This window comes from Tardiphaga sp. vice154, from assembly GCF_007018645.1.
Lineage (GTDB): Bacteria > Pseudomonadota > Alphaproteobacteria > Rhizobiales > Xanthobacteraceae > Tardiphaga.
In genome coordinates, this window is sequence record NZ_CP041399.1 from 5,324,433 (window position 1) to 5,350,019 (window position 25,587).

23 protein-coding genes are annotated in these 25,587 nt (G+C 64.5%); 10 read left to right on the top strand and 13 right to left on the bottom strand.

Going from position 1 to position 25,587, the window contains the following annotated elements:
- Positions 1–13: 13 nt before the first annotated feature.
- The 4 genes from FIU28_RS24980 to FIU28_RS24995 are packed head-to-tail and all read left to right on the top strand — an operon-like array spanning position 14 to position 3,913.
- Positions 14–994, top strand: a complete 981-nt coding sequence (locus FIU28_RS24980; protein ID WP_143575773.1) for an ABC transporter permease — start codon at positions 14–16, stop codon at positions 992–994.
- Positions 991–1,887 carry an ABC transporter permease gene (locus FIU28_RS24985; protein ID WP_143575774.1) on the top strand — a complete coding sequence of 299 codons (897 nt, stop codon included), beginning with the start codon at positions 991–993 and terminating at the stop codon, positions 1,885–1,887. The genes FIU28_RS24980 and FIU28_RS24985 overlap by 4 nt, the downstream gene beginning before the upstream one ends.
- 2 nt (positions 1,888–1,889) lie before the next feature.
- Positions 1,890–2,885, top strand: a complete 996-nt coding sequence (locus FIU28_RS24990) for an ABC transporter ATP-binding protein (RefSeq protein WP_143575775.1) — start codon at positions 1,890–1,892, stop codon at positions 2,883–2,885.
- Positions 2,882–3,913, top strand: a complete 1,032-nt coding sequence (locus tag FIU28_RS24995) for an ABC transporter ATP-binding protein (RefSeq protein ID WP_143575776.1) — start codon at positions 2,882–2,884, stop codon at positions 3,911–3,913. Before FIU28_RS24990 ends, FIU28_RS24995 begins: the two co-directional genes overlap by 4 nt.
- 51 nt (positions 3,914–3,964) lie before the next feature.
- On the opposite strand, the gene FIU28_RS25000 is transcribed toward FIU28_RS24995, so the two are convergent.
- From FIU28_RS25000 to tenA, 3 genes are all read right to left on the bottom strand, one after another.
- The gene (locus FIU28_RS25000) at positions 3,965–4,951 is read right to left on the bottom strand and encodes a Bug family tripartite tricarboxylate transporter substrate binding protein (protein ID WP_143575777.1); all 987 of its coding nucleotides are present in this window, start codon (positions 4,949–4,951) and stop codon (positions 3,965–3,967) included.
- A complete protein-coding gene (locus FIU28_RS25005; RefSeq protein ID WP_143575778.1) occupies positions 4,951–5,739 on the bottom strand; it encodes an alpha/beta fold hydrolase in 789 nt (262 codons plus the stop codon). The genes FIU28_RS25000 and FIU28_RS25005 overlap by 1 nt, the downstream gene beginning before the upstream one ends.
- Positions 5,740–5,878: 139 nt before the next feature.
- Positions 5,879–6,541 (bottom strand): thiaminase II, encoded by a 663-nt coding sequence (gene tenA / locus FIU28_RS25010; protein WP_143575779.1) that lies wholly within the window; start codon positions 6,539–6,541, stop codon positions 5,879–5,881.
- A 109-nt stretch (positions 6,542–6,650) separates the two neighbouring features.
- On the opposite strand from tenA, the gene FIU28_RS25015 reads away from it, so the two are divergent.
- Both FIU28_RS25015 and FIU28_RS25020 read left to right on the top strand, forming a co-directional pair.
- Complete coding sequence (locus tag FIU28_RS25015) at positions 6,651–7,952, top strand: PQQ-dependent sugar dehydrogenase (RefSeq protein ID WP_210245441.1); 1,302 nt, start codon at positions 6,651–6,653, stop codon at positions 7,950–7,952.
- Between the two features lie 99 nt (positions 7,953–8,051).
- Positions 8,052–8,270 carry a hypothetical protein gene (locus FIU28_RS25020; RefSeq protein WP_143575781.1) on the top strand — a complete coding sequence of 73 codons (219 nt, stop codon included), beginning with the start codon at positions 8,052–8,054 and terminating at the stop codon, positions 8,268–8,270.
- Positions 8,271–8,311: 41 nt separating this feature from the next.
- Here FIU28_RS25020 and FIU28_RS25025 read toward each other — a convergent pair whose 3' ends face one another.
- From FIU28_RS25025 to FIU28_RS25065, 9 genes are all read right to left on the bottom strand, one after another.
- Positions 8,312–8,704, bottom strand: coding sequence for a hypothetical protein (locus FIU28_RS25025; protein ID WP_143575782.1), 393 nt, complete (start codon positions 8,702–8,704; stop codon positions 8,312–8,314).
- A gap of 139 nt (positions 8,705–8,843) precedes the next feature.
- Positions 8,844–9,089, bottom strand: coding sequence for a DUF2934 domain-containing protein (locus tag FIU28_RS25030; protein ID WP_143575783.1), 246 nt, complete (start codon positions 9,087–9,089; stop codon positions 8,844–8,846).
- 220 nt (positions 9,090–9,309) lie between these two features.
- Positions 9,310–10,662, bottom strand: a complete 1,353-nt coding sequence (locus FIU28_RS25035; RefSeq protein ID WP_246660801.1) for a lipopolysaccharide biosynthesis protein — start codon at positions 10,660–10,662, stop codon at positions 9,310–9,312.
- Positions 10,663–10,686: 24 nt separating this feature from the next.
- Positions 10,687–11,817 (bottom strand): GNAT family N-acetyltransferase, encoded by a 1,131-nt coding sequence (locus tag FIU28_RS25040; RefSeq protein ID WP_143575784.1) that lies wholly within the window; start codon positions 11,815–11,817, stop codon positions 10,687–10,689.
- Positions 11,814–12,758 (bottom strand): hypothetical protein, encoded by a 945-nt coding sequence (locus FIU28_RS25045; protein ID WP_143575785.1) that lies wholly within the window; start codon positions 12,756–12,758, stop codon positions 11,814–11,816. The genes FIU28_RS25040 and FIU28_RS25045 overlap by 4 nt, the downstream gene beginning before the upstream one ends.
- Positions 12,759–12,913: 155 nt before the next feature.
- Positions 12,914–14,389 carry a glucosamine inositolphosphorylceramide transferase family protein gene (locus FIU28_RS25050; RefSeq protein WP_143575786.1) on the bottom strand — a complete coding sequence of 492 codons (1,476 nt, stop codon included), beginning with the start codon at positions 14,387–14,389 and terminating at the stop codon, positions 12,914–12,916.
- Between the two features lie 19 nt (positions 14,390–14,408).
- Positions 14,409–15,542 carry a glycosyltransferase family 4 protein gene (locus FIU28_RS25055; protein WP_143575787.1) on the bottom strand — a complete coding sequence of 378 codons (1,134 nt, stop codon included), beginning with the start codon at positions 15,540–15,542 and terminating at the stop codon, positions 14,409–14,411.
- The gene (locus FIU28_RS25060) at positions 15,539–16,918 is read right to left on the bottom strand and encodes a lipopolysaccharide biosynthesis protein (protein ID WP_143575788.1); all 1,380 of its coding nucleotides are present in this window, start codon (positions 16,916–16,918) and stop codon (positions 15,539–15,541) included. Before FIU28_RS25060 ends, FIU28_RS25055 begins: the two co-directional genes overlap by 4 nt.
- 180 nt (positions 16,919–17,098) lie before the next feature.
- A complete protein-coding gene (locus tag FIU28_RS25065) occupies positions 17,099–18,616 on the bottom strand; it encodes a hypothetical protein (protein ID WP_246660802.1) in 1,518 nt (505 codons plus the stop codon).
- Between the two features lie 219 nt (positions 18,617–18,835).
- Between FIU28_RS25065 and FIU28_RS25070 the strand changes: the two genes are divergently transcribed.
- Together FIU28_RS25070 and FIU28_RS25075 are read left to right on the top strand one after the other, a co-directional pair.
- Positions 18,836–21,118 (top strand): exopolysaccharide transport family protein, encoded by a 2,283-nt coding sequence (locus FIU28_RS25070; RefSeq protein ID WP_246660803.1) that lies wholly within the window; start codon positions 18,836–18,838, stop codon positions 21,116–21,118.
- Between the two features lie 57 nt (positions 21,119–21,175).
- A complete protein-coding gene (locus FIU28_RS25075; protein WP_246660804.1) occupies positions 21,176–22,309 on the top strand; it encodes a glycoside hydrolase family 5 protein in 1,134 nt (377 codons plus the stop codon).
- 108 nt (positions 22,310–22,417) lie between these two features.
- Here FIU28_RS25075 and FIU28_RS25080 read toward each other — a convergent pair whose 3' ends face one another.
- The gene (locus FIU28_RS25080; protein ID WP_441351319.1) at positions 22,418–23,335 is read right to left on the bottom strand and encodes a WecB/TagA/CpsF family glycosyltransferase; all 918 of its coding nucleotides are present in this window, start codon (positions 23,333–23,335) and stop codon (positions 22,418–22,420) included.
- Between the two features lie 261 nt (positions 23,336–23,596).
- On the opposite strand from FIU28_RS25080, the gene FIU28_RS25085 reads away from it, so the two are divergent.
- Positions 23,597–25,099 (top strand): ATP-binding protein, encoded by a 1,503-nt coding sequence (locus tag FIU28_RS25085; RefSeq protein ID WP_143575789.1) that lies wholly within the window; start codon positions 23,597–23,599, stop codon positions 25,097–25,099.
- Positions 25,100–25,582: a transcription elongation factor GreA gene (gene greA, locus FIU28_RS25090; RefSeq protein WP_143575790.1), complete on the top strand. Its 483-nt coding sequence runs from the start codon at positions 25,100–25,102 to the stop codon at positions 25,580–25,582.
- Positions 25,583–25,587 lie beyond the last annotated feature (5 nt).

Here is a 25,587-nt window from a genome sequence, read left to right on the forward strand (position 1 = left end):
AACAGGCAGCAATATGAATCTTCTCATCCACATGACCAGACAATTGGCCAATGCGGTCGGCCTGCTGCTGGCCGTGCTGGTGCTGAATTTCTGCCTGATCCATCTGGCACCCGGCGATCCCGCCCTGGTGATCGCCGGCGAAATGGGCGGCGCGTCGGCCGACGTGATCGCCGCGCTGCGTGTCAAATACGGTCTCGACCAGAGCCTGTTCCATCAGCTCTGGACCTACCTCGCCAAGGTCGTCACTGGCGACTTCGGTTACTCCTATTATTTCAACGAACCGGTGGTGAATCTGATCGCACATCGTATTCCGGCCACGCTCTATCTGGTGATCTCCGCGCTGCTGCTGTCGGTTGTCGTCGGCACGCTTCTGGGCGTCATCAGCGCGCGCAGGCCTAATGGCTGGTTCAGCCAGAGCGTGACGGTGATTTCGCTGACGGGCTATGCCGCGCCGGTGTTCTGGACCGGGTTGTTGCTGTTGCTGCTGTTCGGCTCGGTATGGCCGATCCTGCCGGTGACGGGGATGTCCGACGTGGCGCGGCCGAAAGCCGGCTTCGCCCATCTGCTCGATGTCGGTCAGCACCTCATCCTGCCGTCGATCACGCTGGCGCTGGTGTTCATCGCGCAATACAGCCGGCTGGCCCGCGTCAACATGATCGATGCGCTGACCGCCGACTATGTCCGCACCGCGCGCGCCAAGGGCCTGCCGGAATATGTCGTGATCGGCAAGCACGCGCTGCGCAACACGCTGATCCCGATCGTCACCGTGGCCGGGCTGCAATTCGGCCACCTGTTCGCCGGCGCGGTACTGGTGGAGACGGTGTTCAGCTGGCCCGGCATGGGGCGGCTGGTGTTCGAATCGATCCTGCGCCGCGATTACCCGACGCTGCTGGCGGTGCTGTTCTTCTCCGCGGTGCTGGTAATGGCCGCCAATATCATCACCGATCTGGTCTATCGGCTGGTCGATCCGCGCATCCGGTCGGGGGCCCGATGAACACGATTGAAGCGCCCATCCGCGACGCCACCGCGCTGCCGGCGCGCCCCGCGGTATCGCCGTTTGCCGCGATGCTGCGCCAGTTCGGCCGCTCCCCGGCCGGCGTCGCCGGCGCCGTGGTGCTGCTGTTGCTCATTCTGGTCACGCTGTTCGGGCCGAGCCTGTACGGCATCGATCCGCTCGACATCGCCGGCATGCCGTTCACGCCGCCCGGCGCCGACGCCTGGCTCGGTACCGACTATCTCGGCCGCGACATCATGGCCGGGCTGATCCATGGCGGCCGCGCCACGCTCACGGTCGGCGGCACCGCCGCCCTCATCACCATCGCGATCGGTGTCACCGTCGGCGCGCTGTCCGGCTTCTTCGGCGGCGCCATCGACACCGCGCTGGTGAAACTCACCGAGTTCTTCCAGATCCTGCCGCCACTGTTGTTCGCGATGGTGCTGGTGACGCTGTTCGGGCAGACGCTGACCACCATCACCATTGCCATCGGCGTGGTAAGCTGGCCAACGGCGGCGCGGCTGACGCGCGCGGAATTCCTGCGCCTGCGCAATCTGGATTTCGTCAAGGCTTCGCGCGCCGCCGGCGCCGGCAACGGCCACCTGATCCTGCGCGTGGTGCTACCGAACGCGCTGCCGCCGATCATCGTCTCGGCGACGCTGGCGATCGGCGTCGCGATCCTGTTCGAGGGCGGGCTGAGCTTCCTCGGCCTCGGCGATCCAAATACCATGAGCTGGGGCCTGATGATCGGACAGAACCGCAACTACGTGCTCGATAGCTGGTGGACCGTGACCTTCCCGGGGGCGGCGATCTTCGTCGCGGTGCTGGCGATCAGCCTGATCGGCGACGGCATCAATGACGCCATCAATCCACGCCTGCGGAAAAGGGGCTGAATATGTCGCCCGTTCTCTCCGTGCAGAATCTCGGCGTCGCCATGAAGGGCGCCAACGGCATTGTGCCGGTGCTGGAAAATCTGTCCTTCGACGTGGCGCGCGGCAAGACCATGGCGCTGGTCGGAGAATCCGGTTGCGGCAAGAGCATGACGGCACTCGCCATCATGCGGCTGATGCCGGAGGATTTCGTCGTCACCTCGGGCCGCATCCTGCTCGACGGCGAGGATGTGCTGACCGCTGCCCCGGCGCAATTGCGGGCGCTGCGCGGCAACAAGATGTCGATGATCTTCCAGGAACCGATGACCGCGCTCAATCCGCTCTACACGGTCGGCGACCAGATCGGCGAGGTGCTGCGCCAGCATCGCGGGCTCGGCCGCCGCGATGCCACCGAACAGGCCATCGGCTTTCTCAAGGCGGTGCAGATTCCCGCCGCCGAAAGCCGCGTCCATGCCTATCCGCACCAGCTCTCCGGCGGCATGCGGCAGCGCGTGATGATCGCGATGGCGCTGGCCTGCAAGCCGAAACTGTTGATCGCCGACGAGCCGACCACGGCGCTTGACGTCACCGTACAAGCCCAGATCTTCGACCTGCTCGGCGCGCTGCAGGATGACACCGACACCGCCATCGTGCTGATCACCCACGATCTCGGCGCCGTCGCCGAACTCGCCGACGACGTCGCCGTGCTCTATGCCGGTCGCTGTATCGAACAAGGAACATCGCAAGCCGTGATCGCAAAGGCGCGGCACCCCTATACGCGCGGGCTGATGGCTTGCGTGCCGCATCTGCGGCTCGGTCCCGTGCTTCCGAATGTACAGGCCGACCTCGAGGAAATTCCCGGCATGGTGCCGCCACTGGGCGCGCGCGGCGCCGAATGCGCCTTCCTGCCGCGTTGTGGCTTTGCTGCCGACATCTGCCGGGCGCGGCCGCAGCCGCCGCTCGATGTGGTGGACCCACAGGCCGCGGTGTCGTGCTGGCGGCATCCGGAGATCGCGCCATGAGCGACGAGCTGTCCGCGGCAGGCGACATCCTGCTCGACGTTAACGACCTCGTGGTGCATTTCCCGGCCGGCCGCCGCGGGCTGTTCGGCAAGCCGTCGAAGGTCCATGCCGTCGATGGCGTGTCGTTCCGCGTTCGCCGCGGCACCACCTTCGGCATCGTCGGCGAGAGCGGCTCCGGCAAATCGACCACGGCGCAGGCGGTGATGCGGCTGATCCCGGCGACCTCCGGGCAGATCGTGTTCGGCGGCGAGAACATCGCGGAGTATCAGGGCGAGCGTCTGCGCCTGGCGCGCCGCAAATTCCAGATCGTGTTTCAGGATCCGTTCTCCTCGCTCGATCCGCGCCGCCGCGCCGGCGATCTTGTCCGCGAGCCGCTCGATTTGCTCGGCATCGGCACGGCGAAGGAGCGCGATGCCCGCGTCAGCCAGTTGCTGGCCGACGTCGGATTGCCGCCGCAGGCCGCCGACCTGTTCCCGCACCAGTTCTCCGGCGGCCAGCGGCAGCGTCTCAGCATCGCCCGCGCGATGGCGCCGGAGCCGGACCTGATCGTGTGCGACGAGGCGGTGTCGGCGCTCGACGTCGCGATCCAGGCGCAGATCCTCAACCTCCTAAAGAAGTTGCAGCGCGAGCGCGGCCTGACCTATATCTTCATCTCGCACGATCTCGGCGTGATCCAGCATTTCTGCGACGAGCTCGCGGTGATGTATCTCGGCAAGATCGTCGAGCAGGCGCCGGCCTCGGTGTTCTTCTCGGCGCCGCGTCATCCCTATAGCTGGTCGCTGGTGGCCGCCGCGGCGCCTCCCGGCCCCTTGCGCAACCGGCTGAAGGCGCAGTTTCTGGTGACAGGCGATCCGCCGAGCCCGGTCGATCCGAAGCCCGGCTGCCGCTTTGCGCAGCGATGTCCCTTCGTGATCGCGAAATGCCGCGAGGAATTGCCGTTGCTGGAGGCGACGGGACCGGCGCATTTTGTCGCGTGTCATCGTGTCGACGAGATCGCGAGCCCCGATTTTACGGATGCGACAGCATGAACCTGGCGACGGCGACTAAATTCAAGAGGGGATCGCTCAACGCCATCGCTTCTAGTTCAGCTTGATGTCGAGTGCCTTGATGATGTCGCCCCAGCGCTTGGTCTCGGCAGCAGCGTAGGCGCCGAACTGTTCCGGCGTCGAGGAGCGTACCTCGAAGCCCATGGCCTCGAACTTGTCCTTGAATTTCGGGGAGTCGACGATCTCGGCCAGATCCTTGGCCAGTCGATCGACAACCGGCTTTGGCGTGCCCGCGGTCGTATAGAGCCCGGCCCAGATCGCGCTCAGCAGTTTGGGATAGCCGAGCTCGGCGGTGGTCGGCACATCGGGCAGCACCTTCGAGCGCTTCTCGGCCATGATCGCGATGGCACGCATCTGGCCGGCCTGCAGCATCGCCAGCGCGTCGGGGATCGAGGGGAACATGACGTCGAGGCGGCCGCCGAGCAGGTCGGTAATCGCTGGGCCTTGGCCACGATACGGCACATGCATCAGCCTCGTGCCGACCTCACGGTTGAACAGCTCGCCACCGAGATGGGTCGGCGAACCCACGCCCGACGAGCCGAAATTGAGCTTGTCGCCCTGCTGCTTGATCGCCGCGATCAGGCCGGCGAGGTCGAGATCCTTGTAAGGCCCGCTGGCGGTGATGACCTGCGGGTAGATCGTCACCAGCGTCAGCGGCTGGAAGTCCTTGACCGGGTCATAGGACAGTTTTTCGTAGAGATTGATATTGGCGGCGTGCGTGCCGGTCGTCGCCATGTACAGCGTGGTGCCGTCCGGTACCGACCGCGCGGCCTCGGTCGCGGCGAGATTGCCGCCGGCGCCTGGCTTATTCTCGATCAGCACCGGCTTGCCCAGCTTTTTCGATAGTTCGTCCGCAATGGCGCGGGCCTGAATATCCGCGCTGCCGCCGGCCGGGAACGGCACGAGGATGCGCAGATTGTGCGGCGGCCATTCCTGCGCCTGGACAAACGTTGAAATCGATAGGGCTGCCAGCAGGGCCGCCACGTGCAGGGTTGTGAACGAACGGGCCATCATCGACATCAAACTCCCTGGAAAAATTCAACTGCAATCGATTCGAAAAGCGCGGGCTCGGTGCGCGACAGCGCATGGCCGCCGCGCGGTAGAAAATGCCCGCGCGCGCCCGGTATCAGCCGGACGAACTCTTCGGAAAAGTATCTCGGCGTCAGAATATCGTCGTCGGCGCAGACGACAAGGGTCGGAATCGCGATCCGCGACAGTTCGGCACGGCGGTCGAAATTGAGGATGGCGTCGAACCGGCTGGCCTGGATCTCGGCGCTGCCGAGCTGGTCGGGCGTAACGCCCTCGGACTGCGCGATCTCGCTCTCATGGGTGTTGATCCAGTACGGCGGATACAGCAGCAACGTCGAATATTGCGCATAGGCCTCGACGCCGAGCTGGCTGAACAGCACCGAACGCAATCCCAGGATCTTCCTCCGATAGGCGTCGCCATGGGTGGTGCTGGCATAGATCATCATCGCCGAAAGGCGCTCCGGATAATCGAGCGCCGTCGCCACCCCGATCGCGCCGCCGGTGGAATGGCCGAGATACATCGCCTGGGACAGCCCGGCATCGTCCAGCACCGCCACCAGATCCGCCGACATCTGCTCGATCGATTCCACGGCCTCGCGGCTGGAGCGGCCGGTGCCGCGCTGATCGAAGCGATAGACGGTGAAATGCTGCGTCAGCGCCGCCATGTTCGGCGTCCAGTAGCTCCCGACCCCGCCAAGGCCCGCCCCCAGAACCAGCGCAGGGCCTTGGCCCTGCTTTTCCCAATAGAGAGAAGCACCACGTGACGTCGCAATCGGCATGGGTCCGGCATTCCATTTCAAATTCGATCCGGCAATTTACATGCCGAAGCCGTCAGAAATGCAATCGCGACGATCGTTGCCCGGGCCGGTGCATCGCGCCACCCTCGGGCGGCCATGTGCGCCGGGCCAAGTCCAGAAGCTACCCGTGCCGCCAGCCCATTTCCCAGAAGTCGGCTTCAAGCCTCGTGGCTTCCTTGAAGATCGCAATCAGTTCGGCTTCGCGCGCCGGCGTCGCGTAGAGATCGGCCAGGTGATCGAGCTGCGCCCGTGCCGAAACCGCGACGTCTTGGTACGCTTCGCCGGCATATTCGGCGATCCAGGCGCGATAGGGATTGCCGGCGGCCGAAGCGTGCGGATGCGCGGCGAGCCGCGTGGCGATTTCAGCATAGCCGATTACGCAGGGCGCCAGCGCCACCTTCAACGCCAGAAGGTCGCCGCGCATGCCGGTGTCGAGCACGTAGCGCGTATAGGCCAGCGTCTCGGCGGCGGGCTCGGTGCGCTCCAGATCGCCGGGCGTGAGGCCCCAGCCGGCGCAGAGCTTGATATGAAGGTCCATCTCGACGTCGAGGATCGCCGACAGGCCGGCCGCGGCATCGCGCATCTGCGAAAGCGCCGGCGATTTGTAGATGGCCAGCGCATAGGCCCGCGCGAATTCGATCAGGAACAGATAATCCTGCGCGAGATAATGGCGGAACGCCGCCTCGGCGAGCGAGCCGTCGGCCAGCCCGTTGGTGAAGGGATGCGAGGTATAGGCCCGCCACTCCGGTGCCGCCGCAGTCTTCAGTCGCGCAAAAAAACTCATCGATATCCCCGGCTGTTCGTCGTGAAACCATGGCAGCCATACCATGCCGCGGCGGTTGGACCTTCGTCGCGTTTTGCGGATAGGGTACGCGCGATCAAAGGGGAACATGATGGAATTTTCGGCAATTTTCGCGCGGATGGTGGCGGTGGTCGGCGCGGGCGCGCTGCAATGGCGCAAGCTGCAGGGCGTACCGAGCCAGGCCGCCTGGGGCCACGCGCCGGCTGTGCCGGCCGCGAAGCCGCAGGGCGCGATCATGACGCTGAAGATGCCGACCGCGCAGGGCTGGGCCGCGGGGCAGAAGCCCGTCGTCGCGGCCGGGCTGAAGGTCAATGCCTTCGCCACCGGCCTGAAGCATCCGCGCTGGATCCATGCACTCGACAATGGCGACGTGCTGGTCGCCGAGGCGTCGCAGGTCGCAGGTCCCGTCCGCAGCGTGTTCGGCTATGCGATGCAGGCGACGATGCGCCGCGCCGCGGCACTCGGCGAAAGCGCTAATCGCATCACGCTGCTGCGCGACGGCGACGGCGACGGCATCGCTGAATCGCAGACGATCTTCATGGAGGGGCTGAACCAGCCATTCGGCATGGCGCAGCTCGGCGACACGTTCTATGTCGGCAATGTCGATGGCGTCATGGCGTTTCCCTATGTCGCCGGTGCCGACCGCATCGATGCGCCGGGCAAGAAACTCACTCATTTCAAATCCGGCGGACACTGGACGCGCAGCCTGCTGCCGAGCCCCGACGGCAGCAAGATTTTCATCGGAGTCGGCTCGCTCAGCAACATCGCGGATTTCGGCATGGACGCCGAACAGGGCCGCGCCGCGGTGGTCGAGCTCGATGTGGCAAGCGGCGCCAGCCGCATCTTCGCCTCCGGCCTGCGCAATCCCGTCGGCCTGGCCTGGGAGCCCGTCACCGGCGAACTCTGGACCGTCGTCAACGAACGCGACGGCCTCGGCGACGAGACTCCGCCGGACTATCTGACCTCGGTGCGCGACGGCGGCTTCTACGGCTGGCCCTATTGCTATTGGGGCCAGACGGTCGATGACCGCGTGCCGCAGGATGCAGCGCTGGTCGCGGAGGCGATCACGCCGGATTATGCGCTCGGCGGCCACACCGCGTCGCTGGGCCTGTGCTGGCTGCCGGCCGGCACGCTGCCAGGATTTCCGGATGGCATGGTGATCGGGCAGCACGGCTCCTGGAACCGGAGCACGCTGAGCGGCTACAAGGTGGTCTTCATCCCGTTCGTCGATGGCCGCCCGTCCGGTCCGCCGCGCGACATCCTGTCGGGGTTCCTGGCGGCCGACGAGAAGGTGTCTTACGGACGCCCGGTCGGCGTCACCCTCGGTCCGGATGGCGCGCTGCTGGTAGCCGACGACGTCGGCGACGTGATCTGGCGCGTCACGGCGGCGTAACGGCTGCGATCCGACGGCCGTAGTGATACGGCCGGCGCCTGTCGCGAAAGATTCACCATCGCCCGCTAAAGCCTGCATCCAGACACCGGGCAGGACAGCATGCATACCGAACTCGATCACGATCTGACCAGCGACCAGTGGGCCGCCTTGCGCGCGCTGCGCCCGGCGGCGCCTGCCGGCAAGCTGAACGGCTACGTCTTGCAGCAACTCGGCACGATCGGACTCGTAGTACTGTCGGATGGCGCTCCACAGCTGACGCCTCAGGGACGCGCGGTATTGCTACGCGGCTCACCGCAGTTGTGGGACCTGGCCGCCTGATTGAACCGCACGTTCGACGACGCGTGGTCAGGCAGAGATTGTCAGGCCGAGCGTTCCACGGCCACGTGCCGGCGACGTCGTTCGTTGCGGCCGATCACTTGCAGAACCATGCGTGCCCGCGGTGGGCTCGCTGGCGTCAGCCGCGCGATCGCTTCGAGCTTGGGTGTGGCAGCTTTCGCTGGCGCGGGATGCTCGATACGATGCAACGCCTTGCGCCCGGCCGGCGTCAACTGCCAACCATCGCTGTCGCGGATCACGAAGCCTTCGCTGAAAATATCGAGGCTGGGCGCCCGCGCCGCGAGTGCCTTGAGACGCTGGCTCCACGCCACGCCCGCGCCGCCGAGGATCGCCAGATCGTTTTTCATGGCGGCAACGGTTGCCCGACCGTCTGGATAGCTCGCCAGAACCTTCAAAATCGCAATCTGCAAACCCAACGCATACGCCCCACCTGCCGGGTCCAATCCGGTCAGTTTTGTGACGGTATCTGCGTCGCGAATAGGCTGTCCACAGATTAGGGGTTTTATGCACAGCGCGCGTGCATCGGGAGATGTAGGCGCGCGATCATCGTCATGGTCAGGCGGCGCGCCGCTTGCTCTTCGCCGGCACCTTGACGATCTTCGTTTTGGCGGGCGCTTTTTTCTGCACGGTCGCCGCTTCCGACGGGATCGACGGAGTTCCGATATCGGACCCCGACATCGACGCGCTCAACATTTCGCGCTGTGCAGCAATCCAGTAGGCATCGGCGGCGGCGTCGCGGCAGCCGTCGGCGAGCCACAGATGATAGGCGCGTTCGCGAATGGCGTGTTCCAGATTGAACATCGATAACTCCTTGCTGCTGGAGGTATTGATGCCGAAACACGATTAACAGAATTCGAATGCCGCCGCACTGCAGCGAGTTCTGAAGTTCCTTCAGCGCGAGTACTTGCGATGAATGACCTGTCAAATCGATTCAGTCAGGCGACGCTTATCATTCAAACGCAAAAGGTGTTGCGGCGGCCGGACGTGACGACGGACGCAGGGCCGCTCGACTGGCCAATGTCTAGTTCGGCTTGGCCAGTGCCGGCCGCCGCCAGACCACGTCGCGCAATCGCAGCACCGATCCGTCGATGCCGGTCATGGCTTTTGCCGACCGTGCCATCATCACCGCCATGAAGACGAACGACAGCGTCGTTGCCACCGCCGCGCCCATCACGCCGAAGAACGGAATCAGCGCCGCGAATCCGATCACACGCAACAGCACGCTGGCGCCGATGATGCCGAGATAGCGGCTCTCGTGCCCGGTCAGCATCAGGATCGAGCCGGATGGGCCGGAGGCCGCCAGCGCGACCATGCCGAAAGAGAGCGTCACCAGCGCATCGTAATACGGCACGTACGCGGCGCTGAAAACCAGCAGCATCCAGTGGCCGGCGCCGATGATCACCGCCATGCCGGTGACGACGACCAGCAGCGTGACGCCGGCGACATGGTCGAGCAAGGCCCCCAGTTCAGCAAACTTCTTGTGATAGTACAGATCCGGAATATGCCGGGTCGAGAACATGTGGATCGCGTCCGTCGCCATCGCAAAGGCGTTGGCGAGCCGGCTGGTGACGAAATAGGCGCCGGCGACGCCGGGGCTCATCAACGCGCCGACGATCAGGACGTCGAGATACTGGTTCGACGCTTCCAGACTGTTCGACAGCCACAGCTTGAGCGAACGGCTACGCCACGACGGCCAGTCGAACTCGGCCGGTGTGACCGCGAAGCCCGGAAATTTCCTGCGGATCAACCGCGTCATGGCGGTGACGTGCCACACAATGCAGGCGATGCCGCCTGCGGCCATCAGAAAAAACACGCTGTCGAGCCGTGCGGTCGCGCCGGTCAGGAGCATCCAGCCCAGATAGATCGTCGGTGGCACGGTCAGCGACAGATTGCCGACGCCGTCGCCGATACCAATGCCGATCGCCGTGCGTACCAGATGCGACGTCGTCAGCAACACCGACAAGGTGACCAGATACAGCGTGACCGAAACCGCGACCAGCGGCCCCTGCGACGCTGCGAACCACGCATAGAACGGCACGGCCACCAGCACGCCGCCCGCGCCACATACCAGCGCCGCGAAGATCAGCGCGCCCTTCAGCAGGCCTGTCTGCCGGCTCGCCGAATATTCGTTCCACGACCGCATCAGCAGCAATTGCTGGCCGACGGTGGCGAGAATGCAGAACAGGCCGGCCGCACTAAACAGGATCGAATAGGTGCCGAAGGCCGCCATCGGCATCGCGCGCGCGGCCAGCGTGATCAGCGCAAAGCTGAGCGCCGTGATGGTGATGCGCAGCACGAACACGCCGGCCATCCCGCGCAGCGAGGGATTGGTCCACAGCGCGGCGAGCCGCGGAAAGGACGAAAAGATGCTCAAGCGATCATCATCCTTCGGATTTCCTCAGCGCAGCCGCGGCGACAGCCGGCGCAGGAAGTTCTTCAGCGGCTTGGCGTGGTGATACACCATCGACAGTGCCGCACCAGCCAGGCTGCGGGCCACGGTGTAATTGTGCAGCGTGGTCTCCTCGACCCGGAACATCGATTTGTAGCCGGTGTTGCCAAGGCCAAGATCGAAGCGATGCAGACCTTTATCGAAGCGCATCTTGACGATGCGGTATAGCAGCTGCATGCCGAGCGAGTATTTGCCGAGCCGTTGCGTGTCGGCACCGATCAGCACCGCGTGGCACTCGTCGGCATATGCGACGCCAAGCAGCACCGCGACAGGCTTGCCGTCGAGCGTGCTGACATAGGTGATGGCGTCGCCCGATTTGGCGCCGGCAATCGCGAAATCCAGATAGAACGCGGCGTAAAGTTCGTCGTCGAGCAGGTCGCCCTCGAAGCGCCCCTTGCGCACGGCTCGCAGAAACGCGAAGGCGTCGCGGATACCCTGTTCATCGGTGAGGACGCGCTGTTCGTAAGCGCCGAAGTCGCGCGCGACCTGACGGCCGAGGCGGCCCAGCTCTTTGGTGAACTTGCGGTTCACCCTCTGGCGCTGCCAGACCTCGAAATCGGGGCCGGTCTCGATATGGTAGGCGGCATTGTCGCACGGCGTGGCGCTGGTCTTGCGAAACAGTCGCGCCGGCGAGAAGCCGTCATCCCGCGCCTTGCGGAACATCATCACGCCGGCCGTGCCCAGCAGCGCATCGAGCCTACCGATCACGGACGGGTCCGCAGCCAGCGTCTCCAGCACTTCGCGATCGCCGACGACGGCGTTGTAATCGCAGACGCCGAAGTCGGCCGGCTGCAGGATCGAGATGCCGGCCGGTTTCTGAACGACGAAAGGGATCAGCGCGAGCAGCCGCCGGTCCGCGCGGGTCCGGATCGTCACCGTATAGGGCCTGGCAGCAAGACCCGGCACCAGACGCGCGTGGATCGACGCCTGCCACAGCGGCGCCTGGAACACGGTGCCGCGTTTCAGGTTGAAGAACGCGCGATATTCTTCGCCAAGAAAGTCAAAGTCGGGCTCGACGCCGACCTCGACGTCCAACTGCAGCGTCTTCAGGTCGGTCATCAACATCGGCTTGGTGCTCACTGCGCTCCGGCAATATCCGTCCGCCCGATCGGGCTGGCCGCATCGATCCGGAAATCGCGTTTCGAGACGACGTCGCCTGTGATCTGTCGCCCGCTCTTCTTCCAAAGGAAGGCCGATGCCGCCTTCGGATAGACGTGGATGCCGTGATCGCGGGTCGACGAGTTCTGCAGGCCGAGCGTCCGGCGCAGCACGCCGTTGCCATAGTGCACGGCGTAGGAATTCCAGATCTGCTGGGTCCAGTGCTCCATCGTCACCGAGATGTTCAGGCAGTCGTGGTTCTCGACCTTGTGCGGCGCGTAGAGCGGCCAGGTCAGCATCTCGCCGGGATGCAGGTCGTAGACCGTCGCGAATTCGTCGAACCAGCCGCGATACGGCATGTCTTCGGTGGTCTCGCGCAGCAGGATCTTCTCGATGTTCGTCGACGGCATGAACACGTCGGAGCGCGGATACAAGAAGATCCGCTTGACGCCTTCGATCTGCCACAGCGACTGGCCCTGGATATCGGCGTGATAGGGCACGCGGCAGTTCGGCGACGAGATCAGCACGCCGAGATTGCGCTTGAAGGTCTTGAAGCCGCCCATGCGGGCGTCGAACTCGTCGAATATCCGCGTCAGCAGTGCCTGATATTCCGGTGCCCAGTCCATCACGCGACGGATGTTCATCCACATCCGGCCCTTCGCGATGGCGTCGATCGCCTCCATGCCGGACGCAGCGCCCAGCTCGCCATACAGACGCTGGTGCTGTTCGCCCTCGAAACTGACCGACTCCAGGCCAAGTTCATTTTTCGGACAGCGCTCGATCAGCCGGCCGAGCACCTCGCGCGAAAACAGTCCCGTATCGATGAGGCGGTGGTGCAGCTTGATGGCGTGTACACCGAACAGGTCCTGATGCCGGGACTGCCAGTCAACAAGGATGTCGTCGTTCTTGGTCATGGAATTCATCTCGGGGCTCCCGTCTGCAATCCAGTCGCGACACCCGGAATACCGATCAGCGCCGCGTGGGTACAATACGCTGCCGGCGCGCCCCGATAAATGAGGCGCCGATGATTAACGTGATTGACGGTTAAGGCGCGTTTGCAGGAACTGCTGATTTCACCTTAACGGCGCCATCGGGGCTGGATTCGAGATCCGTCGATCACTTCCAGGTTCCCGATGCGGTTGAGGGTATGCAGCTTGCGGCCCGGCCACGCCGGTCCCGGGCTGATGCGGTGACGGACCTGCTGCCGGAACGCCGTCGGCGACAGTTCAGTTACTTCCGCCAGCGCCAATGCGCCGCCGTAGCCCTGCGTGCAGTCCTGCACCGGCCGCCACAACTGCCCATCGTGAACCACCATGTTGCCGGCCGGGCGGGCCTGCGCACGGTCGATCAGCACGGGGTTGGCGGCATGCGGCAACCAGGGGCCTGTCAGGCGATCGGCGTAATAGATCGCCAGCGTGTCGGAATAGCCGCCGGCGCCGTCGCGAATGGCGCCAAACAGATAATACAGCCCGTTATGCCGCGTCACGGTCGCGTCGCCCAGTTCCAGATCGTCGAGCAGCGTTGCATGGCGCTCCCATCGATCGGGGAAGTCAACACATCGGTACAGCGCGACATCGCGGTTCGCCGAACTCTCGGGGATCATCCAGAGCTCGCCGCCATCCTCGATCAGGAACGGATAGGACAGGTGCCAGGGCTGTTCCAGCACCGGCAGCACCGCCCCGATCGGGCCACGCGCGTCGAATTCGATCGCCGAGATCGTGCCCTTGCCGACTCGGTGATCGAGATCCTCGAAAAAGACGAAGGTGCGGCCCTGCCAGGTCACGGGAAACGGATCGGCGAAAAAGCGATGGCCGGGATCGGCGAGACGCTGCCACGGCGCGCCCGACAGGTCGCCGTTCTCCCACACGCCCGCGCCGGCGTTCAAGCGCCAGCCGATGTGCCAGTGCGGGGCGTAACAACACAGATGATAGATGCGCCGGGCCAACGCATGCGCCAGACTGCCGGCCACATAGGCCACCGGCGTCTTGGGCGAACTTTCGCCGACCACCGCACGTTCGGGAACGGGCAGCCGCGGGCTGCCCGACAGGATGGCGCGCAGCAAGGTCAGCGTCCGCGCGACGACCGCCTCGAGATGGCCGCTCAGCCCGGCGGCGATCTCGGCGGAGGGCCATCCCCGGTCCAGCGTCAGGCCACTCGCCTCATCGACGATTTCGATCTGCGGCAGGTCGCCCGTCAGAATCGCCGCCAGCGCGGCGTCCTCGCCGGCAACGCCGTTGTAGTAGGGCCGCAGATACATCCGCGCGGGGCTGGCCGCGTCGCGCGGCCGGGCGGTGAAATCGATCACGATCTCCGGGTCCGCTGTCGGATCCGCTATTGCCGCGCGGCTCAAGTGTTTCACTGGATCGACCAGGGACGACCGGCCCTTGCGCAGCAGCAGGCGCTCCAACTCGAACAGCGCGCCGAGTCCGGCTGGCGGCTGGCCGGCCTCGATCCGAACGATCCGCGTGTCCGCGCGCTCGCCGCCGACCTCGCCGGCGAAGGCGTCCATCCACGCCCGTGGCCGCGCGTGATCGCAGCGCAGTTCGATCAGCATCGGCCCGGCCCCGCGCGGCTCATGCCGAGACCCCCAGCTCACCCATTAGCCGGACATACTCGTCCGTCATCGCGTCGATCGAATAGCGCACCGTCAGGCCCGCAGCGCTGCGTTGCAGGGTCTCGCGCAGCACATCGTCGGTCAGCAGCCGCGCGACGCCAGCGGCCAGTTGGCGCGCATCTGCCGCATCGACGAACAGCGCGGCGGGCTCACCCTTGTAGGACAACACTTCCCGCAGCACCGCCAGATCGGTCACAACCGTCGGGATTCCCGCGCCCGCCGCCTCCACCGCGGCCAGGCCGAAGGTTTCCGACTCCGAGGGAAACACGAACACATCGAGACCGACGAGAAAATCACCGATCCGTTCGGGCGCGATCTCCCCGATGAAATGAACACGTTTGCCGAGGCCTAATTGTTCGGCGAGCCGCTTCAGGTTGGCTTCTTCCGGCCCCTGTCCGGCCACGGCCAGATGCCATTCGGGATGATCCACCAGCGCCTGGATTCCCTTGTCGAGCCGCTTGATCGGATGCAGACGGGCGACGCCGCCGAGCAGGATGGCGTCCGGCGGCAAGTTGAACGCGCGTCGCGCTTCCTGCTTCGACAGCGTGGTGCGTTTCAGCTCGAAGCCGTGCGGGATATAGCGCAGCCGCGATCGGTACGGCCGGGGGTAGCGCGAATAGTCGACCAGCATGTCATGCGAATTGACGACGATCGATTTGAAGAATGCCAGATTGCCCAGCGCAAAATCGACGGCGCGCACCATTGGGTTCATCGTGGCCTTCGGCGACACCTGATTGGCAATGATCGGCGCGGCGCTGACCAGCCGCGCGACCGCGCCGCCGACCGTGTTGCCATAGTGCTGAAACGGCAGGATCACATCCGGCCGTAACTGCCGGATGCGCTGGCCGAGCGTGGCGAGGAACCGCATGGCTGCGACCGGATTTTTCGGCCGCCCCGGCGTGCAATACAGCGTGTTCGGCGGCTCATTGAAATGCGCCGACTTGCGATAGAAAAACAGATGATGCACGTCGAAACCGCGCGCCGTGAGACCTGCGCCGAGCAGCCGCGTGATCTCCTGCGCGCCGGCATTCTCGCCCTGCGTCTGGATGAACAGCACGCGCGGTTTTCCGGAACGGACCGACGGCAATGTCATGGCGTCTTCCCGGTGGCGGGCACCAGGCGTGCGCCCGGCCGACCGATCAGATTGAGCACCGACGGATCGACCCCGACCCAGCGCCGGCACAACACGTTTAGCACCACGGTCACGATGGCAAGGCTCAACGCTGCCGACACGGCTGCGCCCTGCAGGCCCCAGATCGGGATCAGCACCGCGAAACCGATGAAGCGAATGCCGATATTGGCCGCGACGATCAAGGGGTAGCGCGCCTGGAATCCTGCGATCATCAGGATCGCAGAGGCAGGCCCGCCGGCCGCATACATCGCGGTGCCGGCGGTCAGGATGATCAGCGTCCACTTCTGGGAAACGAAGTTCGGACCGAACAGCGCCAGGATGTATTCGGCGCCAAAGCCGATGATCGCCACGCCGGCGATCACGCAGAGCAGCACAACTTCCGCCATGCGCCTCAACACGCCGTTGAGTTCGTCGGTCTGGCCGGCGAAATAAAGCGCCGGAATGCGCCGTGTGGCGAAGTTGTGAACCGCGGCCAGCACGGTGGCGAACATGTTCGACAGCCGCGTCGCGATGAAATAGGCGCCGGCGGAAACCGGATCGAGAAACCAGTAGACGATCACCACATCGAAATACTGGTTGACGGTTTCCAGCAGGGTCGAGGCCCAGAACCCCGATGAGGTGCGCGCCCATTCGCGCAGGCGCCAGACTGCCTTGGCGGGGAAGATATCTTTCGGAAAGGCGCGCCAGACCGCCGTCACCTGGATCAGCAGTGCGATCGCGAGCGCCAGCGACCCGATCAGAAAGAACTGATCGATCTGGATATGCAGCCCGGCCACCGTCAGCCCCACCAACGTCGCGACCACCAACGCGCGCCAGAACAATTCGCGCATGCCGTCGGCCATGAAAATGCCGACGGTGGACCGCGCAATATGGCTGGACAGCGCCAGCATCGAGCTCAACACCAGAAACAGCCCGGTAGCGAGGGACAAAGCGGTGGTCTGGCCGGGCATCGTCGTGCCGAGCAGCGCGATGGCAGCGCCCGCCAGCAGCGGCACGACCGATACCAGGCCGATCGAAAACAGCAGCGAGCCCTTGGCGAGATCCGGGCGCTTTGCCACCGAATATTCGTTCAGCGAGCGCAGGATGAACATCTCCTGCCCGAGCAGGGCGGCGACGCTGGCCATCTGGCACACGCTCAGCCACAGCGCGAGATGGCCGAACTCCGGCGCCGACAGCACCCGCGCAGCCAGCGAGAACATCGCAAACGAGACGATCCCGCCGCCGACCTGCAGCGTGATCGTGACCATCAGGCCCTGCGTGACGTCGCGCCGCAACGCGCCGGCAAGCGAGCCGAGCATCGTCATCACAGCGCGGGCGCCGGTGTTGAAAGCTGACAAGGGGTACTCCACGGCGCCGCACGGACATCGCGGCACGGTGGTAAATTATCATGTGCCGACCGGATTCGACATCACTACGCCGGGATGCGGTTAATGCGGCCACACCGCGGCCATGTCCCCGTGGCTCGCGATCCGGCAATCGACGAGTGCGCACGCGGCCGGGGTAACCGCGGATTAACCTTAAGCCTCCAGCTGCAAATTTTCGGCCCGCACCGACGCGCCGAGGATGATGCCAGACAGACATACTAGCAGCCCGAGCGCCGGTGGCGCGAAAAGCGCTTCTTCCTGGAAAATGCCGTTGGCCAGGATGGCGCAGATGCCAAAGGCGACCATGCCCTGGCTCGCAATGCCTGAATAGGCGTAGAGCCGCCACGCCCGCATGGCGAGATAGAAGTAGAACGCGAGCGGCACGAGCGCTGCCAGGCCCATCTGGTACAACAGGACGCCGACGGCGCTTTCGACAGCGCCGTTCACCGAACCGGCCTGTTGCGCCGCGCTCCAGTCGATTTCGTCGAACCCTTCGGACAGGTTGCCGCCGATGCCGAGGCCCCGCCCCCAAGGCGCTTGCAGGAAACCGTTGATACCGCCCATGAAGCCAAGGACGTGATAGTCGCCAATGTTCAGGCCGACATAGATGCCGGCCAGGATATACAGCACCAGGGCGGCGAGACCGAAGGCCAGCGCGAGCACCGCGCCGATCAACCGTGTGGCCAGCCACCCGACACTGACGAACAGCAATAGAATTAGCGCTCCTTTGACGCTGCAGAGCACCAATAACGGCAGACTTATCACCGCCATCACCGGACGACCCACGGAAAACAGGAACAGAGCGAAAAAGGCGACGCCGTAGCCGTAGCTGATCGCGCTGATATTCGGCCCGAAGATGCGCAGAATTTCGGACAGGCCAAACCCATCCAGCAAAGGCGTATTGAGAAACCCGAATTTGAATCGGTCCTTCAGATCGACCGCCACCGCGCCCGTCCGTCGCATCTCGCGCTCCCAGACGCCCGAATCCGTTGCTTTCAGTTCGTCGAACCGCCAGTAGGAATAGCCGTGCGTCACGTCGAGCCAGAAGTCCCGAAACGTCAGTTCGATGTAACCGCAGACGATGAATACGATCGCAATCGCAATCAGCGCTGGCTTAATCCGCAACTCCATGCTGGCCGAGGTCAACAGTGCGAGTTGAAACAGAAAGATCGGCAGGACGATATTGCGCAGGTAGATTGTAGCCGCCATCGGGTTCGCGAACGCGCCTAGCACGAAATAGAGCAGCACCGCCCCCAGTGCGATGGAACTCATCCCCATCAACCGTACCGTCGGCGGCGAACGGTCGCGCTGGCCAAGAATGAACAGCGCCAGCGTCGCCAGCCACATAACCGCGCAGACGAGAAAATTGTACCCCTTAATGAACTCCACCGCCGCCGGGTCGAGCACGGGCGACCACAGCGAGACGAAGATGTTCTGAAACAGCAGGCCGACGATCGCGACAACCGGAGCGTAGGCCGGAATCACAGCCACGACGCCGCAAGCAAAAATAGAGAGAACGCCGATAGCGAGATAGAGGCTCACGCTGTGCAGCAGAGGCGCCAGAGCAACCGGCACGACAGCGGCGGCGAGCACAATCGCGGCGTCCGTCCAAGCGGCGGGAATGCCGATGCCTTTGATTGTCGCAACAGCGGTGCTCAAATCGGTCGCCATCCTGCGCATTCCTCGGGCCTGCTATATCTCGAAAATGGTAACCAAGCGTTAACCGTGTTGGCCCACCCGGCACGGGCAATGCCTGGCGCGATATCCGCCGCCGATACCAGGTCTGCCGGTTGTGCACGCCGCACCGTCCAGTATCAGGCTGCAGAAACGGTTAACTCTAATTAGGTACCCTCGTGCAATCCTATGTTCTCCCTTCCAGCGGCGTGAATGATGTTGGATTCGATGCAGCCGAATAATGATTCCCAGAAGTTCGGCGATGCCCCGCGCAGTCCGCGTGACGCTGACCCGTGGGACGTCCGGCCCCGCGCCGCCATCAACACGTCGCAGCCGGCCATGCTCACGGGCATGCTGACGCCGTCGGGTCTGGTAGCGTTCTTCCAGCGGCGGTTCAAACGCATCGTGCTGCTGTCGGCCGTTCTTCTGGCGCTTGGCATCGGCGTCACCATGATGCTGCCGGTCCGCTACGCCGCCACCGCCCTTGTCGTGATCGATCCCCGGGAACAGCGTGTCACGACAGACCAGGACGTTCTTCCCGGGATCGGGCAGGACGCCGCGGCTTTGCAGAGCGTGATCGAGATTGCCAAATCGGACGGTTTCCTTCGTCCGCTGATCGAAAAATTGAAGATTGCGAGCGACGACGAGATCGCCGCGAGCGAGACCGACACTTCGCGCGTGCTGGATAACTTCCGCCGCCGCCTCGACATCTCGCGGCGCGGCCTCACTTACGTGATCGCCATCACGTTTACGTCGAAGGACCCGCAGAAGGCAGCGACCTATGCCAACGCGGTCGCGCAGGCGTTTGTCGATGACCAGGCGCAGATCCGCTCTGGTGCAACCGACGAGGCGGCGGCTTGGCTCAATAGTCGGCTGAAGGACCTCAATGCCCGCTTGCGCGTGTCCGAAGAAGCGGTTGCTGCCTTCAAGCTCGAGCACAAGATCGTCAGCGCCGGTCGAGATTCCACGACGGCGCAGCTGCGCGTTTCCGAATTGAGCCAGCAATTGGCCGCATCCAGGCTTCGCGCCGAAGAGGCCAAAACGCGTTACGAGCAGGCCCAGCGCGACCTTAAGGGCAATATCGAGGGTCCGGCGCGGCCCGACCTGCTGTCAAGCCTGCGCGCACAACGCCTGCAGTTGAATGACCAGATCGCCCAAAAGCGCGCGGTGTTTGGCGATCGCCATCCCGACCTGATGATTGCGATGAGCCAGCTCAGCGAGGTCAATCGCCAGATCGAAGCCGAGCGGAAGCGGAATATCGATAGCGCGAGATCCGATTACGAAACGCTCCTGAGTCAGCAAAAAACAGTCGAGCAGCAGTTTCGCGCAGTGGAGACCGCGATGCTGACGGATGGACAGGACGCCGTAAAGCTGCAGGAATTGCAGCGCGATGCGGATGCCAACCGGAACATCTACGAGCAGTTCTTGTCCCGCTACAAGGCGACGAGCGAACAGCGGCAGTTGCAGACATCGCAGACAAAGGTTGTCTCGGTTGCCAATCCGCCGACGCGCCCGACACGCCCGCCGCTGTCTATAATCCTGGTCGGTCTTGCGCTGGCCTCGGTTCTGGTGGCCACGACCATCACGGCGATCATGGATTCCGTCCGAACGACGCAGAAGGACGCCCCCGCAACAGCGCCCGCCTCCGATCCGAATATGAAGCCCGCCACCCCCCTGCTGCTTGAAGCCAGGCCTGCTGACGCCGAGGCTGTCGTAGCAGGGCCTGCCGTAACCGAACCTTCGGAGGTGCGGAAACTCAACCTGGAAGAAATACTCACCCGGCAGTCTGTCTCGCCTGTCTCGCCTGTCGCGCCGGATCGCAAGCCTGCACTTTCCCGGCTCCCCGTCTGGCACACAATTCCCTACGTGGCGCCCAAGCAAGGCTTGAAGTCCGTCTGGCAAACACCGATCGCCGGCTCTGGCGAAATCGACCTGCGCGCGGCGTGTGCGGCGCTATATGAAGTCGTCAAGAGTCGGGAACCAGGTCGCGGCCATGTCGTGCTCATCATTTCCGAGGAGCCCGGCGTCGGCAAGACTGCCGTCGCTCGCGCTCTCGGGCAGTGCGCGACCGAGCGCGGCCAGCGCAGCGTCGTGATAGGGATCGACCAACCGTCATCGCAGCGGGCTGGCGCCCCGCGGGAATTCATCGACAATGGCCATCATACGCTGCAGGCCGATGCCGCATCGGTTCTGTTGCTGCTGACCGCCGGTAGCATCGACAAGGCGGCCTCGCCGACAACCGACATCCGCACGGAATTCGACCTGATTGTCATCGATACAAGTTCGATGTCGGAATCCGCGGCTATAGCCGGCCTCGCGGCGCAGGCCGAGTTCACTATCATTGTGGCCAGGGACAACGGGACCCCGACCGCGAAGCTAGGCACGATCCGGTCGATGCTGGCTGCCGCCGGTGCCGGGCGCGTTGGTCTGGTGGTGAACTCCACCGAAGCTCCGGCCTTGGTCAAGGTTACAGATTCGCACGTGGAGCTTGCTTCCTGATGACGTATTTTTCTGGATCTGCGTCCAGTCAACATTAAGGTCGGCAGTTTGAAACGGGTGAGCTTCGTCAACGCTCGGCTATTTGCTGCTCTCCTCGCGGCGCTGATCGCGACGCCGGCGTCATCGCAGGTGGGCGCATCATGTCCGCCGCTTACCCATCGAGTACCGGCTGAAACCATTGCTGCGCTGGCCAAGGGCTTCAACCTTGCCGGCTGGACCGACGATCCGAAGATGATCTCGAAGGTATCGAAAACGCTGCGCGAGCTGCGCAAATCCGGAATGACCCACATCCGGCTTCCGGTGCCGGCCGAAAACGTGATGAGCATCGATTCGTCCGCCGAGGATCGAGGCGCGCAACTGGCAGCGCTCGACCGCGCACTCGAGGACCTGACCACGATGGGCTTCGTCGTGTCAGTCGATGTGCATCCCGGTGACGCCTTCAACCAGATGCATAAAAAGGCCCCTGCGGTTGCGATGGGCCTGTTGCAGGAAGCCTGGAGAGCGCTGGCGTCTGTCATTGCGCGATATCCAGCGAAGATGGTGTACGCCGAACTGCTGAACGAGCCAGACGTCAGCGCTGAGATCTGGCAAACGCAGGCCGAACAACTGGCCAAATTTGTCCGCAAACTGCTGCCCGACACGACGATCATCGTGGGTCCCGTCAACTGGCAGCGCCCCGATTCACTGGAACGTTTCCGGGCGCTTGAGGACCTCAATGTCGTCTACGCCATTCACTTCTACGATCCAATGGCCTTTACCCACCAAGGGCATTGGGACGCCAACGATCCGTTGAGCTACATCCGGGGATTGCCCTTTCCGATCGTGGCGACCGAGAAAGCGGTGGTTGCGATTGATGCGCAGCTGAGCGCTGCGCACAGGACCGCAGCGCTACAGGTGTTGCGCGAAGCGACCATCCATGGTGCCGGAGATATCGTGTCGACGAATTTGGAGCCTGCGATCCGCTGGCAACAGCAGAACCGACGACCGATCATCATCAACGAATTCGGCGTTCTTAAAGCGCACGCGCCTCGAGACAGCCGTCTGCGTTGGCTACGGTCGGTCGTCAAACACGCCGAACAGCACTGCTGGGGCTGGGCACACTGGGAACTGGCGCAGGGCTTTGGCCTAATGGACGATCGGACCGGACGACCGGATGGCGGTGTGCTGCGAGCCCTTCTACACCGACCCTAGCCTATGGGCGAGCTGGCAGTTCAACCAAGATTTGGCGATCTTCGACACCGACCGCCAGCGCTGGAACCGGGCGCTGCTGAAGCGCCCATTCCCGCGCGATGACGGATGTCAGCGTGAGTTCGTCAGCAGCAGATACAGCGCCCGCGGATTGGTCTTGATATAGCGCCACGCCAGCCGGCGCGGCTCGCGGCCAAGACGCCAAAGCCATTCCAGCCCGATATTCTGCATCCACAGCGGCGCGCGCACCGCATTGCCCGACAGGAAATCGAACAGGCCGCCCGACGTCTTGATCACGCCGACCGAGCACAGCCGTTCGCGGTTCCGAACCACGAATTCCTGCTCGCGGGGAACGCCCATCGAGACCCACAGAATATCCGGCGCCAGCCTGGCAATTTCATCGCAGGTGGCGATCTCGTCGGCCGGGCCGTCGAAAAAGCCATGCCGGTGCCCGACCAGCCGCAGCTGGGGAAACTGGGTCCGGACGGCATCGACCGCGGCCTGGTTGGCCGAAGCTGTTGCGCCGAGCATGAACATGGTGGCGCCGGTGGCCTGCGCGCGCTGCGCCACGTCGTAAAACAGATCCGACGTTGCCACCCGCTCGGGCAACGCATCGCCCTTGAAGCGCGAAACGAAGACGTGAAACATGCCGTCGGCCGAGATCGCATCGGCCTGCAGGAACAGCGATCGCTCCGTGCGATCGACATCGCAACGATAGGTCACCTCGCCATTGGTCGAGGTCAGATAGGCCGGATAGCGCCACATATTCCGGCGTTTCAGGGCCTCCTCGACGATCACCTGGGCGGCCTCCTGCCGGTCCACCACCACCACCGGCAACCCGCCCAGCACGATGCGCCGCCATTGGCGAAACGGATTGCGCCGGCGATCGCCGGTCGCCCGGCGTTCCTCGATGCCAAGGGCGGCGAAGGCCCCCTTGGTCTCTTCGAAACTCATGATGCGGCGATCGGCTGTTTGACGCCGCGGCACCTCGGCTTCGGAGGACGAACCAACGATTTCCGTTTCGTTCAACATTCCGGTCCCTGCAAGCTTCCGCGTGGGGCGATGAGGCGGATCACGGTCACCTGTAGCGTTATTTCTACCGTTGCTGCCCGCCGGTTGCCACCGCCGGGCGCGGAGAAATTAATAGCTGGTTAACGGGGTATGAGCCGGATCGCCGCGACGCCACCGTCCTGATCCTGACCGGGAACACGGGGATGACCGGCCCGGTGGCGCTCGACGGGCTGCGATCGGGTTGTTAAGCCGCACGCTGCAAGGAGCCTGTGAGTCGATATGACCGTTGCGATCGAGATGGGAAATACGACGGCCGGCACGCCCGTTACCCTGGACCTGGAAGAACTGCTGGCGACCCGCCTTCTGGTGCAGGGTAATTCCGGTTCCGGCAAATCCCATCTGCTGCGCCGGCTGCTGGAACAGAGCGCACCCTGGGTGCAGCAGACCATCATCGATCCCGAAGGCGATTTCGTCGCTTTGGCCGACCGCTTCGGCCATCTGGTGATCAATGCCGAGGAACATACCGAGCGCGGGTTGCAGGTCGCCGGCGAGCGCGCCCGCGCGCACCGTGTCTCCACCGTGCTCAATCTGGAGGGCCTCGACGCCGAGCACCAGATGCGGCGCGCTGCCGCCTTTCTCGGCGGGCTGTTCGACGCTCCCCGCGATCACTGGTACCCGATGCTGGTGGTGGTCGACGAGGCGCAATTGTTCGCGCCCGCCGTCGCCGGCGAAGTCTCCGACGACGCCCGAAAACTGTCGCTCGGCGCCATGACCAATCTGATGTGCCGCGGCCGCAAGCGCGGTCTCGCCGGCGTGATCGCCACCCAGCGCCTCGCCAAGCTGGCCAAAAACGTCGCCGCCGAGGCGTCCAACTTCCTGATGGGCCGCACCTTCCTGGACATCGACATGGCGCGTGCCGCCGACCTGCTCGGCATGGAGCGGCGCCAGGCGGAATCGTTTCGCGACCTCGAGCGCGGCCAGTTCATAGCGCTCGGCCCGGCGCTGTCGCGCCGCCCGCTCGGGCTGCGGATCGGCCCGACCGACACCCAGCCGCGCAACGCCACGCCGCGGCTGATGCCGCTGCCGGAATCCTCGCTCGACATGCACGCCATGATCCTGGCCGCGCCGCCGCCGGAGCCGGCTCGCGCGCCGCGCCGGCCGCCGCCGTCATCGCCCGATTTGCTCGGCCAGCTGATGGCCGCGAAATCCGCCGCGATGGAGGTGCGCCCCGATCCCGTCGCGCCGCCGGAAAGCGCCGAGGAACTGGAGAAGAAACGCGAGCGCGTCGATGCCATCCTGCGCGCCGTGATGGCGGAGCCCGATGCCGGCTTCCGCGCCGTCGGCGTGCTGTATCAGGAATTCGTGGTGCGCTGCCGGATCGCCGGCCTCGGCTTGGCCGTGCCGGATCTCGCCGACTTCCGGCACATGCTGACCCGCGCCCGCGCCGGGCTCGGCTCCGACATCGCCGAGGACGACGGCTGGCAAGACGTCTCGGACCGCGCTGGCCTCCTGCCCGAGGATATGCAGGGCGTGTTCATGATGATCGCGCGCGCCGCCAAGGAAGGCCTGCCCTGCCCCGGCGACGCCACAATCGCCCGCGCCTACGGCTCGCACTCGTTGCGAAGGGCGAGGCGACTGCTTAGCTATATCGAGGAGCAGGGCCTGATCGTCTGCCAGCTCGACGGCGCCGGACGTCGCATTGTGACGCTGGTCGAACTGGCCTGGGCCACGGCGCCGGGCGATCCCAACGCCGAGGACGCCGCCATCGCAGGGATTTCGTAAGTGAGTGTCGCTTTTACCAAGGAAGACAGCGCCGAGACCGCATCGGAAACGATGCTGCCGGACCGGCCGATCTCGTCGCATCCCAATCTGGTCACGGAAGCCGGGTTGAAGGCGCTGGAAGCCCAGCTTCTCGCCGCGCGCGAAGCCTATGACGCCACGCAGAAGATCGAGGACGTCAACGAGAAGCGACGCCAGGCCGCCACGCCGCTGCGCGATACGATCTACTTTGCCGCGCGCGTCCGCACGGCGCAGCTGATCCCCGATCCCACCTCGACCGACACCGTCATCTTCGGCAGCACGGTGACGTTCAGCCGCGACGATGGCCGCGTGCAGACCTATCGCATCGTCGGCGAGGATGAGGCCGACCCAAAGACGGGCTCGATTTCCTATGTTTCTCCGGTGGCACGGCTGCTGACGGGCAAGGCGGTCGGCGACGTGGCAGGCCTCGACGGCCAGGAACTCGAAATCATCGCGATCGCCTGACGGCG

Bases quoted from the DNA above. Each gene is read 5' to 3' on its own strand.
- FIU28_RS24980 (WP_143575773.1), top strand. From the start codon at position 14: ATGAATCTTCTCATCCACATGACCAGACAATTGGCCAATGCGGTCGGC.
- FIU28_RS24985 (WP_143575774.1), top strand. From the start codon at position 991: ATGAACACGATTGAAGCGCCCATCCGCGACGCCACCGCGCTGCCGGCG.
- FIU28_RS24990 (WP_143575775.1), top strand. From the start codon at position 1,890: ATGTCGCCCGTTCTCTCCGTGCAGAATCTCGGCGTCGCCATGAAGGGC.
- FIU28_RS24995 (WP_143575776.1), top strand. From the start codon at position 2,882: ATGAGCGACGAGCTGTCCGCGGCAGGCGACATCCTGCTCGACGTTAAC.
- FIU28_RS25000 (WP_143575777.1), bottom strand. From the start codon at position 4,951: ATGTCGATGATGGCCCGTTCGTTCACAACCCTGCACGTGGCGGCCCTG.
- FIU28_RS25005 (WP_143575778.1), bottom strand. From the start codon at position 5,739: ATGCCGATTGCGACGTCACGTGGTGCTTCTCTCTATTGGGAAAAGCAG.
- tenA (WP_143575779.1), bottom strand. From the start codon at position 6,541: ATGAGTTTTTTTGCGCGACTGAAGACTGCGGCGGCACCGGAGTGGCGG.
- FIU28_RS25015 (WP_210245441.1), top strand. From the start codon at position 6,651: ATGGAATTTTCGGCAATTTTCGCGCGGATGGTGGCGGTGGTCGGCGCG.
- FIU28_RS25020 (WP_143575781.1), top strand. From the start codon at position 8,052: ATGCATACCGAACTCGATCACGATCTGACCAGCGACCAGTGGGCCGCC.
- FIU28_RS25030 (WP_143575783.1), bottom strand. From the start codon at position 9,089: ATGTTCAATCTGGAACACGCCATTCGCGAACGCGCCTATCATCTGTGG.
- FIU28_RS25045 (WP_143575785.1), bottom strand. From the start codon at position 12,758: ATGAATTCCATGACCAAGAACGACGACATCCTTGTTGACTGGCAGTCC.
- FIU28_RS25050 (WP_143575786.1), bottom strand. From the start codon at position 14,389: ATGCTGATCGAACTGCGCTGCGATCACGCGCGGCCACGGGCGTGGATG.
- FIU28_RS25055 (WP_143575787.1), bottom strand. From the start codon at position 15,542: ATGACATTGCCGTCGGTCCGTTCCGGAAAACCGCGCGTGCTGTTCATC.
- FIU28_RS25065 (WP_246660802.1), bottom strand. From the start codon at position 18,616: ATGGCGACCGATTTGAGCACCGCTGTTGCGACAATCAAAGGCATCGGC.
- FIU28_RS25070 (WP_246660803.1), top strand. From the start codon at position 18,836: ATGTTGGATTCGATGCAGCCGAATAATGATTCCCAGAAGTTCGGCGAT.
- FIU28_RS25085 (WP_143575789.1), top strand. From the start codon at position 23,597: ATGACCGTTGCGATCGAGATGGGAAATACGACGGCCGGCACGCCCGTT.